An 11,470-nucleotide genomic window follows, 5' to 3' on the forward strand; every position below is an offset into this window, starting at 1 on the left:
ATCGGTGGGGGTGTCCCGCCTTAATGACTGACTTGTATGGGGAAGCCATGCGATTCCTGACCGCACTTGCGATCTTCTGGACTGCCGCCGCCGCTACTGCTCTTGCCGCCACGCCGGGAATACCGGTCGATGGAGGCTTGGGTCTGCAACCCGCCGTAACGCCGATTGCCGAACGGATCGGCGATTTCCATACCTTCGTGATGTGGTTCATCGTCCCGATCACCCTGTTTGTCATGGGGCTGCTGATCTGGGTCATGATCCGATATAATCGCAAGGCCAATCCGGTGCCGAGCAAGAACAGCCACAACACCGTCCTCGAAGTGGTGTGGACGGCGTTGCCGGTGCTGATCCTGATCGCCATCTCGATCTTCTCCTTCCCGCTCCTGTATTTCCAGGACGAGATTCCGGAGTCCGAGTTCACCATCAAGGCGACCGGCTACCAGTGGTATTGGGGCTATGAGTATCCCGATCAGGAAGTTGGTGAATTCATCTCCAGCATGGTGCCTGACGAAGACATCGGCGAAGGCCAGCTGCGCAATCTGTCGGTCGACTATCCGCTGGTAGTGCCGGTGGATACCACGGTCCGCCTCCAGGTGACGGCTGCCGACGTGATCCACAACTGGGCGATGCCGGCCTTCGGTTCCAAGATGGACGCCATTCCGGGTCGCATCAACGAGACCTGGTTCCATGTCCAGGAAGAGGGCGTGTTCTACGGCCAGTGTTCCGAACTGTGCGGTATCCGCCACTCCTTCATGCCGATCGAGGTCCATGCCGTGTCGCAGGACGTATTCGATCGCTGGGTCGCGGCTGGTCCGGGTTCGGACGAGGCCAACGCCGTCATCGCTGAAAATACCGCCGCGCGTCAAACGCGCCTGGCGCAACTCGATTAGGGATGGGTTCAACCATGTCTGCTGACGCCGCAACGCACGACGATCACACTCCGAGCATGTGGGACTGGCGCCGCTGGGTGCTGTCGACCAACCACAAGGACATCGGCACCATGTATCTGGTCTTCGCGATCTTCGCGGGGATCATCGGCGGGGCCCTGTCGGGCCTGATCCGCTGGGAACTCATGGAGCCGGGCCTGCAGGTCTTCACCGGCGAGGATACCGGCTGGGGCGCCATCTTCGGCAACCCGCACAACTACAATGTCGCCGTCACCATGCACGGCCTGATCATGATCTTCTTCATGGTCATGCCGGCGATGATCGGCGGGTTTGGCAACTGGTTCGTACCGCTGATGATCGGCGCGCCGGACATGGCCTTCCCGCGCATGAACAACATTTCCTTCTGGCTCCTGCCCTTCGCCTTCATCCTGGCGGCCATGTCGATGTTCGTGCCCGGCGCGGGCGGTGACATGGGCTTCGGTGGTGGCTGGGTGCTCTATCCACCCTTGTCGACCATGGGGCATAACGGCCCGGCCATGGATCTGCTGATCCTGTCGCTGCACATCGCCGGTGTGTCCTCGATCCTGGGTGCCATCAACTTCATCACCACGATCTTCAACATGCGCGCTCCGGGCATGACGCTGCACAAGATGCCGCTCTTCGTCTGGTCCGTGCTGGTGACGGTCTTCCTGCTGCTCCTGTCGCTGCCGGTTCTGGCGGGCGCCCTGACCATGCTGCTGACCGACCGCAATTTCGGCACCACCTTCTTTGATCCGGCCGGTGGCGGTGACCCGGTGATGTACCAGCACCTGTTCTGGTTCTTCGGTCACCCGGAAGTCTACATCCTGATCCTGCCGGGCTTCGGCATCATCTCCCACATCGTGTCGACCTTCTCGCGCAAGCCGATCTTCGGTTATCTCGGGATGGCCTACGCCATGGTGGCGATCGGCGTGATCGGCTTCATCGTGTGGGCGCACCACATGTACACGGTCGGCATGCCGGTGGATCTGAAGGCCTACTTCGTTGCCGCGACGATGATCATCGCGGTGCCGACGGGCATCAAGATCTTCTCCTGGATTGCCACCATGTGGGGCGGCTCGATCGAGTTCCGCACGCCCATGATGTGGGCCATCGGCTTCATCTTCCTGTTCACCGTGGGTGGTGTGACGGGCGTGATGCTGGCCAATGCCGGCGTCGACCAGGCCTTCCACGACACCTATTACGTCGTGGCCCACTTCCACTACGTGCTGTCGCTTGGCGCCGTGTTCGCGATCTTCGCCGGCTTCTACTACTGGTTCGAGAAGATCTGGGGCGTGAAGTACAACTCGCTGCTGGCCCGCCTGCAGTTCCTGTTCTTCTTCGTCGGCGCCAATGTGATCTTCTTCCCGCAGCACTTCCTCGGGGCCCAGGGCATGCCGCGTCGCTATGTCGACTATGCCGACGGCTTCGCGCTGTGGAACGAGGTCTCGACCTGGGGCTACGTGATCATGCTGGTCGGCATGGTGCTGTTCTTCATGGTGCTCATTGACGCCATGATCCGGCGCCGCAAGGCGGAAGCCAATCCGTGGGGCGAGGGTGCCACCACCCTGGAGTGGACCCTGTCCTCCCCGCCGCCCTTCCACCAGTTCAGCGAACTGCCGCGGATCAAATAGGCAAAGGGGTTTGGACATCGTGACCGACCCCCGCGTCCAGCGCTCTGAGGGCGAGGCTGTTTCGACAGCCTCGCCCCGCGACTTTTTCGACCTGATGAAGCCGCGGGTGATGACGCTTGTCGTCTTCACCGCCTTTGCCGGGCTGATTGCCGCACCGGTGGACGCCAACTGGTTCCTCGCCACCATGTCGATCATCTGCGTCGCCATCGGCGCGGGTGCGGCCGGGGCCCTGAACATGGCCTATGACGCCGATATCGACGCCACCATGCAGCGCACCAAGAAGCGGCCGGTGCCGCGCGGCGCGGTGTCGGTGACCAATGCCTACGGTTTCGGCGTGGTCATGGCGGTGCTCGCCGTACTGCTGATGGCCCTGACCAGCAATTACCTGGCCGCCGGCTTGCTGGCCTTCTCGATCTTCTTCTACGCTGTCATCTACACCATGGTGCTCAAGCGCCGGACGCCTCAGAACATCGTCATCGGTGGTGCGGCCGGAGCCTTCCCGCCGATGATCGGCTGGGCCGCCGTGACCGGCGAGATCACCCTGGATTCGATCATCCTGTTCATGATCATCTTCCTGTGGACGCCGCCCCATTCCTGGGCCCTGGCTCTGTACAAGTCCGGCGATTATGCCGCGGCCAACGTGCCGATGATGCCGGTCGCCAGAGGCGCCAAATCGACGCGGCTGCAGATCCTGCTCTACTCGATCGTCATGGTGGTGTTTGCCGGGGCTCCGGTTCTCACCGGGCTGGGCGGCGCCATCTATGCGCTGACCTCGCTTGGCGGTGGCGCCCTGTTCATGTTGTTGGCGCTGCGGGTTTTCCGCTCTCGAGCCGGGGAGGCCGGCTCGGCCGAGGAGGGCGCCCTGTACGCCGTCCGGGCCGGTGACAAGGCGGCGCGCGACCTGTTCGCCTACTCGATTGCCTACCTGGCTGCGCTTTTTGCCGCATTGATTGTCGAGCACGCATTTGCTGCTTTCATCGCGATCCCAGGAGTAGGCGCATGAATGACAAGCGAACCCACGGCGATGACGACATGACCCCGGAGGAAATCCGGGACAATTTCGGCATGCGCCACCGCGAAGGCCGGGCCACCGGCGAGCATCTCAAGCTCACGCCCGAACAGGAGCGTGCCCGCAAGCGCCGCAATGTCTACATTGCGCTGGGTCTGCTCGGTTTCATGGTCGTGGTGTTCCTCGTCACGGTCGTGCGCCTGACCCAGAACATCGCTGCGGGGGGTGCCGCATGATCCGCTTGCCCCGGAATCGCAATGCGCGCGTCGCCAGTCTCGCTGCGCTCGCTGCGGCCACCATGGTCGGCGCCGCCTATGCCGCCGTGCCACTTTACAACCTGTTCTGCAATGTCACCGGCTATGGCGGCACCACACGGGTCGCCACCGCCGAGGCTGGCACGATCCTCGACCGCGAAGTCACCGTGCGCTTCGACGCCAATGTCGGCCGGGGTCTGGCCTGGGAGTTCGCCCCGGTCCAGCGGGAGATGACGGTGCAGGTGGGCGAAACGGCGCTGGCCTATTACTCCGCCACCAACCTGTCGTCGCGCCCGCTCACGGGTGTTGCCACCTTCAATGTCGCCCCGTTCAAGGCGGCCAGCTATTTCTCCAAGCTGGAGTGCTTCTGCTTTACCGAGCAGACCTTGCAGCCGGGTGAAAGCATAGAAATGCCAGTGCTTTTCTTCGTCGATCCGCTGATCGCCGAAGAGGCACGGCTCGACGACGTCACCACGATGACGCTGTCCTACACCTTCTTTGAAACCGAACCTGGCTCAGCTCCGACCACCGGCGCCGCGCCTTAGCATTGAACCTTTCCTGTTCGGCGAGTATCACACGCGCCACAGGCAGATTTGAGATCGCAGGAGATTCGCGATGGCTGGGCACGCCGCCAAACACGATTACCACCTCGTTGACCCGAGCCCGTGGCCGTTTGTCGGTTCGCTGGGCGCCTTCCTTCTGGCCGTTGGCGCGGTCGGCAACATGGCGGGGCTGGTCGATGCGGACCATGCGCTGAACTTCATGTATGGCGATGGTCAGTGGGGCGGCCTCCTGCTCGGCTTTGCCGTCATCATCTACACGATGATCGGCTGGTGGGGCGACGTGATCAAGGAATCGCGCGCCGGCGACCACACGCCGGTCGTCGACCTGCACCTGCGCTACGGCATGATGATGTTCATCGCTTCGGAAGTGATGTTCTTCGTAGCCTGGTTCTGGATCTTCTTCGAGTACGCCATCTTCCCGGACGTGCGTATCGACCCCGCCCTCGCGACCTTCCCGCCGGCTGGCGTCGAGACCTTCAATCCGTGGCACATCCCGCTGATGAACACGCTGGTCCTGCTGCTGTCGGGCACCACCGTGACCTGGGCCCACCACGCCCTGCAGCATGGTGACCGCAACGGCGCCAAGTGGGGTCTGATCGTGACTGTCGCGCTCGGTGTCTGCTTCACCGCACTTCAGGTGTACGAATACGCCCACGCCAAGTTTGCGTTCTCGATCGCGGATGGCGGCAACCTGTATGGTTCGGCCTTCTTCATGGCCACCGGCTTCCACGGTGCCCACGTGATCATCGGAACCATCTTCCTGGCCGTCTGCCTGTTCCGGGTGCTGGCCGGCCAGATGTCGGCCGAGAAGCATTTCGGTCTCGAGGCTGCCGCCTGGTACTGGCACTTCGTCGACGTGGTGTGGCTCTTCCTCTTCACCTTCGTCTACGTCGTCTACGGCTAGGCCAGTTGACATGACATCGCCCTCTCCGTTCGCGGCCGGTCTCCAGGGACGTTGCCCGCGCTGCGGGGAGGGCGCCATGTTTGCCGGACTGCTGCAGCTGGCGCCGCGCTGTGACGCCTGCGGCGCGGATTTCGAACATGCCGATGTCGGTGACGGGGCCAGCGTCTTTGCCCTGTTCATCGTCGGCTTTCTGGCCCTCGTGCTCTACCTGTTGGTCGAGGTGGCCTTCCGCCCACCCTGGTGGGTGCACCTGATCTTCCAGGTCCCGTTTGTACCGCTGATCTCGATTGCCCTGCTGCGCCCGCTCAAGGGCCTGCTGTTCGCCCTGCAATACCGGCATGATGCCCAGGAAGCGCGGCTCGACGACTAGGCCGCGCCCGCCATCCTTCCCGCCAGATGATCGGACTGCCAAGTCATGCTGTCCTTCCGCCCCCTGCCTGTCCTCTCCGTGTTGAGCCTCGCCGCCCTGGCCCTCCTGCTCACCCTGGGCAGCTGGCAATTGCAGCGCATGGCCTGGAAGTCGCACCTCGTTGAAGGCTTCGAACAACGCGGCCGGGTCGACACCCTGGCAGCCGCACTGTGCGACCAGGCCGACGCCGACTACAGCCCTGCCATCGACACTATCGATGTGAGCGATGGCGCGACGCTGCGCTATTACGGGCTGCGCGATGGACCGGGCTGGATCCGTCTCGGGCAGGTCGAGGCCCCGGCCTGCTTCACCGACGGCGCCCCGGTCTACCTGCTGGCCGAAACCGGTTTTGAGCGGCTGGACGCCGGCAGCAGCCCCGCACCCGTGGCCTGGCGCCTCGAACGCTGGGCACCTGCGGGCACTTTCAGTGGCCGCAATGATCCGGATACCAATCAATGGTACAGCTTCGACCGGTCGGCGATGGCCGCGGCGCTGGGCCTTGATACCGCCCAGCTGTCAGATCTCTGGTTGCGTGCCGATGACGGCCTGCCAGCGAGCTTGACGCAGACCCCGCCGGCTCGTCATCTGGGCTATGCGCTGACCTGGTTCGGTCTCGCGGCAGCCCTGGTCGGAGTCTATCTGGCGTTCCACCGGGCCCGCGGTCGCCTGGCTTGGAAGGGCAGGGGTGAAGCGGGCGACAAACAAGAGTGAGGACGGAAGCTCAATCCGTCCCGGCAGGAGATACGCATTGGCAGTCTGGCGTGAAACACCTTGGGATGAACCGCTGATCGGACAGGGCATACGCCTGCGTCCCCCGCATGAAGACGATTACGAGGCCTGGGCACGCCTGCGCGGCGCCAGCCGGGCCCACACCGAGCCGTGGGAACCGGCCTGGACCCAGGATGAACTCAGCAAGACGGCCTTTCGCCGCCGCATCGAGCGCTATGACGCGGACCGGCGGGCCGGCACCGGATATCCCTTCTTCGTCATGCGCTCGCGCGACGATGTTCTGCTCGGCGCCTGCAATCTCAACAATGTCCGGCGCGGTGTGCTGCAGAGCGCCGATATCGGCTACTGGATTGGCAGCCCCTATGTCCGGCAGGGCCATACCCGCGCTGCCGTGCGCCGGGTGCTCGCCTTTGCCTTCGATGCCCTGCGCTTGCACCGGGTCGAGGCGGCCTGCCAACCCGACAATACCGCATCGCGCACCTTGCTGGAGGCGGTCGGCTTTCAGCACGAAGGCCTCGCGCGGGCCTACCTGAAGATCGCCGGTGAGTGGCGCGATCATGACCGCTTCGCCATCCTGAGAACGGACCCGCGCCCATGACCGCTGCAGACATCCACAAGGGGCTCGCCGCTGCCGGGGCCGTAGCCTTCGCCTATGAAAGCGCTGCCGACACGCTGCACCTGACGGGCGATGCCAGCGGCCTCGGCCTCAAGCCGGAAGCCCAGGACTGGCCCGGCTTTGTGGCCCGGCTCGGCCCGGCGGACCAGATCCGGCTGGCCGCTGCGCTCAGGGGCGACCATCTCGACTTGCGCGTGCGTCTGGTCGGGGATGCCGGCCGCCTCGCCTGGGTGCGCCTGCTCGGGCGCCGGGTCGACGCCGACCGCTTCGAGGGCCTGATCACCCCGGCCGGACCCAGCGCCGACGCCGCCGTGCGCATCCGTGAGGAACACGCCCTGGCGAACGCCGTCGAGGCCGGTGAAGTCCTCGCCTGGTACCAGCCGATCATCGACCTGGAGAACGGTCGCCTGGCCGGGTTCGAGGCGCTGGCCCGCTGGGAGCGTCCCGACCTCGGCGTCCTGACGCCGGATGATTTCCTCGACATGGCCGACGACATCGACCTGCTCGAGCAGATATCCACGCATGTCCGGAGCCGCGCCATCGCCGACCTCGCGACGTGGCGCGCCGCGTTCCCGCACGCCCGTGAGCTCTTCGTTTCAGCCAATGCCACGGTCAGTGAACTGGTGGACGAGGAGTTTTGCGAGGCGCTGATCGCCGAAATCCAGGCTGCCGGCCTGCCGCGCGGGGCGTTCAAGCTGGAGATCGCCGAAACCGAGATCATGGAGGATCCGGACCGGGCGCTGGCCGCGATGACCCGCCTCGCCGAAGCCGGCATCGCCCTGGCGCTCGACGATTTCGGTACCGGTTATTCCTCGCTGGCGCGCCTCGACATGCTGCCCTTCAACATCGTCAAGGTGGACCGCTATTTCGTCCGTGCCATGGCGGGCAATGAGAGCGCCGGCACCGTGGTGCAGTCGGTGGTCCAGCTCGCGGCACACTTCGGAATGCGCGTGGTCGCCGAGGGCGTGGAAGGCAGTGCCGTTGCCAGTCAGCTGACGGAGATGGGCTGCCATTTCGCCCAGGGCTATCGCTATGCCGGTGCCCTGGCCCCGGATGCCGCAGAGGCGGCCGTTGAGCGGGGCCTTGAGGGGCGTTTCAATCCGCCCGGCTGATCGTCTTTGCGCAAGCTCAGGCGTGGCCGCCGAGCGCCGACAGGTGCTCCGGCGTGACCCCGATCAGGTCGAGTGCGCCCTGCCACATGTGGGTATTGTCTGTATCGAAGATCAGACCCTGGTCCGGGTCGCAGACCAGCCAGGCATTGGCGGCCAGCTCGGCTTCCAGCTGTCCGGCGCCCCAGCCGGCATAGCCCAGCGCCAGAAGGCTGCGCCTCGGCGGATGCGGTGAGGCGATGGCCTCCAGCACCTCCTTGGTCGCGGTCAGTGACACGCCCTCGCAGACCGGCAGTGTGGCGTCGCTGACAGCGAAGTCCGGCGTATGCAAAACGAAGCCGCGATCCCGGTCGACCGGTCCGCCGAGCAGCACGGCACGGTCGGGCGGTTCGGCCGTCAGGTTGATTCCAAGCTGTTCAAACAGGTCGGGCAGGCGAAGTCCCTCGACGGGCTTGTTCAGGACAATCCCCATGGCGGCGTCCGCGGAGTGGTCGCACATCAGGATCACGCTGCGGTCAAAGCGCGGATCGCCGATGCTCGGCGTTGCAATCAAAAGCTTGCCGCCAAGGAAGCTGTCGTTCACACCTGTCAACTCGTCATGGGCCATGTCGGCATGTTCCTCCCAAAGCAGGGACGCGTCCAGCCATGTTCCCGCTATCTTGGCGTTTGCAGACACGCTTTACTGAATTCAGGAGATCGAAGAATGACCATTTCCGTCGGAGACCGCCTTCCGGACGCCAGCTTCATGACCATGACCGCTGAAGGTCCCGAGAAGCTGTCCGCCAGCGATGTGTTTGCGGGCAAGACCGTGGCCTTGTTCGCTGTGCCGGGCGCCTTCACGCCGACCTGTTCGGCCAAGCATTTGCCGGGCTTCATCGACAAGGCGTCGCAGATCAAGCAGCAGGGCGTCGACACGATTGCCTGCCTGTCGGTGAACGACGTGTTCGTTATGAATGCCTGGGCCAAGGACCAGAATGTCGGTGACGACATCCTGATGCTGGCTGACGGCAATGGCGAGTTTGCCAAGGCGGTCGGCCTCAACTTCGACGGCTCCGGCTTCGGCATGGGCCAGCGCGCCCAGCGCTTCTCGATGATTGTCCGCGACGGTGTCGTCTCGGAGCTCAATGTCGAGGAGCCGGGCGAGTTCAAGATCTCGTCCGCCGACCACATTCTCGGTCAGCTCGACAAGGCCTGACCGGCGGGCCGCGGCCCGCTTCCCACACAAACCCGGGGGGGGGGTTCGCATGGACTTCGGCTTGATTGGTATTGGGGTTTTTCTGCTCCTGGCGCTTCTGATCATCGTCTCGGTGATCAAGACGGTGCCGCAGAGCATGGAATACACCGTTGAAAGATTCGGCCGGTTCACGCGAACCCTGAAGCCCGGGCTCCACTTCATCGTGCCGTTCATCGACACGGTGGGCTACAAGATGAACATGCGCGAGCGCGTCATCGACGTGCCGAACCAGGATGTCATCACCAAGGACAATGCCACGGTCTCGGTCGACGCCGTGGTCTTCATCCAGGTGCTCGATGCGCCGCGCGCGGCCTATGAGGTCGACAATCTCGAATTTGCCATCATCAACCTGTCGATGACCAATGTGCGAACGGTGATCGGCGCCATGGACCTTGACGAAACCCTGTCCAAGCGCGACGAGATCAATGCCCGCCTGCTCGGCGTCATCGATTCCGCGACCAATCCCTGGGGCATCAAGGTCACCCGGATCGAGATCCGCGACCTGTCGCCGCCGGTCGACATCACCGAGGCGATGGCCCGGCAGATGAAGGCGGAACGTCTCAAGCGCGCCGAGATCCTCGAGGCCGAAGGCGCCAAGCAGTCCGCCATCCTGCGCGCCGAGGGCGAGAAGGAAGCCGCCATCCGCGAGGCCGAGGGCCGACGCCAGAGTGCCTTCCTCGACGCCGAAGCCCGCGAGCGCGAAGCCGAGGCCGAAGCCAAGGCGACGGAAATGGTGTCCAACGCCATCGCCCAGGGCGACGTGTCCGCGATCAACTACTTCCTCGGCCAGAAATATGTCGAGGCGTTTGGCAAGCTGGCCACCAGCGACCAGCAACGCACCGTCATCATTCCGGCCGAGTTCTCCAATATCATCGGGACCATCACCGGGGTCGGCGAGCTGGGCAAGGCCGCCCATGACGCGGTCAGTGTCGCCACCCGCAAGGGTCAGGGCACCACGGACGGCCGGCCCGGCGCTGGCGATTGATTGACGCGAAACCCGAGGGAGGATGGGCATGGACCTGATACTGTCAGTATTCGACCGGATGAACATGTGGGCCTGGTGGGCGATTGCCGGCCTGGTCCTGATCGCCGAGCTGCTGACCGGCACCACCTATCTCCTCTGGCCGGCGGCAGCCGCCTTCCTGACCGGCATCGTCGCCCTGGAATCGCTGGGCCTGGCCTGGCCGGTTCAGGTCGGCGTGTTCGCGCTCCTGTCACTGGTGCTGCTGTGGGCCGGCGATCGCTGGGTCAAGCCGCGCCTCGGGCCGTCCAATGATGCCGGCCTGAATGACCGGGCCAGCCGCATGCTCGGCGAGACCGTCACCCTGGTTTCCGAACCGGTGGGCAAGCGTGTCCGGGTCCGCTTCGGCGACAGTGAATGGTCGGCCAAGCTTGTCCCCGGCCTCAGCGCCAGCCCGGGTGACATGTTGCAGGTCGAGGGCATCGACGGCGTGACCCTGATTGTCGGTGCGCCGGCGGCCGATCAGGGCGTGGTGAACCCGACAGCAGGGGCGACTGCAGAAAATTCCTGACTGGCTCAAATTTTACCCAATCGGGCAAACCGGCAGAAACGAGTCTGGCGTAGACAACGCTCGCGAAACGCACCCAATTCAACGCTTGAGTGAGCCAATGAACAAGAAAATCCTCTCCGCCCTCGTCGCCCTGTCCGCTCTGGCCACCCCGATGGCCCTGACCGCTCCTGCGGCCGCCCTGACGACTGACCGCGAAGCGGTTGAGCTGGTGGCTCCGGAATACCCGCGTGGCGCTGAGCGCCGCGGTATCGAAGGCACGGTCCGCATCGAGTATTCCGTCGACGCCGATGGCCAGGTCGTCAACGCCCAGATCGTCGAGGCCACCCCGGCCGGCGTGTTCGACCGCGCCGCCCTGTCGGCCATCGAATCCTGGCGCTATGCGCCGGCTGCCGCGCAGACCGACGGTCACACCCGCGAGCTGGAATTCCGCCTCGGCGGCTGATCCGCTAGCCGGACTGACATTGTGAAGGGGCGCGGCTTGCCGCGCCCCTTTTTCGTGCCTGTCACGGGCCGCAGGAGAGTTCATGAATTCGCCGCCGCATTTAGTTTCCCCTAACGACCTGTCGGGCAAG

15 protein-coding genes are annotated in these 11,470 nt (G+C 64.4%); 14 read left to right on the forward strand and 1 reads right to left on the reverse strand.

The features are described 5' to 3' along the window. The first annotated feature begins 47 nt into the window (after positions 1–47). The 10 genes from coxB to ACXYMR_RS10280 all read left to right on the forward strand — a co-directional run bounded on the left by coxB (position 48) and on the right by ACXYMR_RS10280 (position 8,135). On the forward strand, positions 48–890 hold the full coding sequence (coxB, locus tag ACXYMR_RS10235; RefSeq protein ID WP_458942764.1) for a cytochrome c oxidase subunit II: 843 nt from the start codon (positions 48–50) through the stop codon (positions 888–890). 2 nt (positions 891–892) lie between these two features. Next, positions 893–2,539, forward strand: coding sequence for a cytochrome c oxidase subunit I (gene ctaD, locus ACXYMR_RS10240; RefSeq protein WP_458942765.1), 1,647 nt, complete (start codon positions 893–895; stop codon positions 2,537–2,539). Positions 2,540–2,555: 16 nt separating this feature from the next. Then, the gene (gene cyoE, locus ACXYMR_RS10245; RefSeq protein WP_458942909.1) at positions 2,556–3,542 is read left to right on the forward strand and encodes a heme o synthase; all 987 of its coding nucleotides are present in this window, start codon (positions 2,556–2,558) and stop codon (positions 3,540–3,542) included. Continuing rightward, the gene (locus ACXYMR_RS10250; RefSeq protein WP_458942766.1) at positions 3,539–3,784 is read left to right on the forward strand and encodes a protoheme IX farnesyltransferase; all 246 of its coding nucleotides are present in this window, start codon (positions 3,539–3,541) and stop codon (positions 3,782–3,784) included. The genes cyoE and ACXYMR_RS10250 overlap by 4 nt, the downstream gene beginning before the upstream one ends. Then, positions 3,781–4,347 (forward strand): cytochrome c oxidase assembly protein, encoded by a 567-nt coding sequence (locus tag ACXYMR_RS10255; RefSeq protein ID WP_458942767.1) that lies wholly within the window; start codon positions 3,781–3,783, stop codon positions 4,345–4,347. The genes ACXYMR_RS10250 and ACXYMR_RS10255 overlap by 4 nt, the downstream gene beginning before the upstream one ends. A gap of 70 nt (positions 4,348–4,417) precedes the next feature. After that, positions 4,418–5,269 carry a cytochrome c oxidase subunit 3 gene (locus ACXYMR_RS10260; RefSeq protein ID WP_458942768.1) on the forward strand — a complete coding sequence of 284 codons (852 nt, stop codon included), beginning with the start codon at positions 4,418–4,420 and terminating at the stop codon, positions 5,267–5,269. Between the two features lie 76 nt (positions 5,270–5,345). Further along, the gene (locus ACXYMR_RS10265; RefSeq protein WP_458942769.1) at positions 5,346–5,639 is read left to right on the forward strand and encodes a DUF983 domain-containing protein; all 294 of its coding nucleotides are present in this window, start codon (positions 5,346–5,348) and stop codon (positions 5,637–5,639) included. A gap of 45 nt (positions 5,640–5,684) precedes the next feature. Next, on the forward strand, positions 5,685–6,389 hold the full coding sequence (locus ACXYMR_RS10270; RefSeq protein WP_458942770.1) for an SURF1 family protein: 705 nt from the start codon (positions 5,685–5,687) through the stop codon (positions 6,387–6,389). Positions 6,390–6,426: 37 nt separating this feature from the next. Then, a complete protein-coding gene (locus ACXYMR_RS10275; RefSeq protein ID WP_458942771.1) occupies positions 6,427–7,005 on the forward strand; it encodes a GNAT family N-acetyltransferase in 579 nt (192 codons plus the stop codon). Further along, entirely contained in the window at positions 7,002–8,135 is a 1,134-nt protein-coding gene (locus tag ACXYMR_RS10280; protein WP_458942772.1) for an EAL domain-containing protein, read from the forward strand. Before ACXYMR_RS10275 ends, ACXYMR_RS10280 begins: the two co-directional genes overlap by 4 nt. 16 nt (positions 8,136–8,151) lie before the next feature. Here ACXYMR_RS10280 and ACXYMR_RS10285 read toward each other — a convergent pair whose 3' ends face one another. Beyond that, positions 8,152–8,739 carry a YqgE/AlgH family protein gene (locus ACXYMR_RS10285; protein WP_458942773.1) on the reverse strand — a complete coding sequence of 196 codons (588 nt, stop codon included), beginning with the start codon at positions 8,737–8,739 and terminating at the stop codon, positions 8,152–8,154. Between the two features lie 96 nt (positions 8,740–8,835). On the opposite strand from ACXYMR_RS10285, the gene ACXYMR_RS10290 reads away from it, so the two are divergent. The 4 genes from ACXYMR_RS10290 (at position 8,836) to ACXYMR_RS10305 (ending at position 11,340) form a co-directional block, all read left to right on the forward strand. Then, positions 8,836–9,327: a redoxin family protein gene (locus ACXYMR_RS10290; protein ID WP_458942774.1), complete on the forward strand. Its 492-nt coding sequence runs from the start codon at positions 8,836–8,838 to the stop codon at positions 9,325–9,327. Positions 9,328–9,376: 49 nt separating this feature from the next. Continuing rightward, positions 9,377–10,351, forward strand: a complete 975-nt coding sequence (locus ACXYMR_RS10295; protein ID WP_458942775.1) for an SPFH domain-containing protein — start codon at positions 9,377–9,379, stop codon at positions 10,349–10,351. Positions 10,352–10,379: 28 nt separating this feature from the next. After that, on the forward strand, positions 10,380–10,898 hold the full coding sequence (locus ACXYMR_RS10300; RefSeq protein ID WP_458942776.1) for an NfeD family protein: 519 nt from the start codon (positions 10,380–10,382) through the stop codon (positions 10,896–10,898). A gap of 97 nt (positions 10,899–10,995) precedes the next feature. Next, complete coding sequence (locus ACXYMR_RS10305; RefSeq protein WP_458942777.1) at positions 10,996–11,340, forward strand: energy transducer TonB; 345 nt, start codon at positions 10,996–10,998, stop codon at positions 11,338–11,340. Positions 11,341–11,470: the final 130 nt, after the last annotated feature.

The sequence above is a fragment of the Maricaulis sp. CAU 1757 genome (assembly GCF_054482675.1).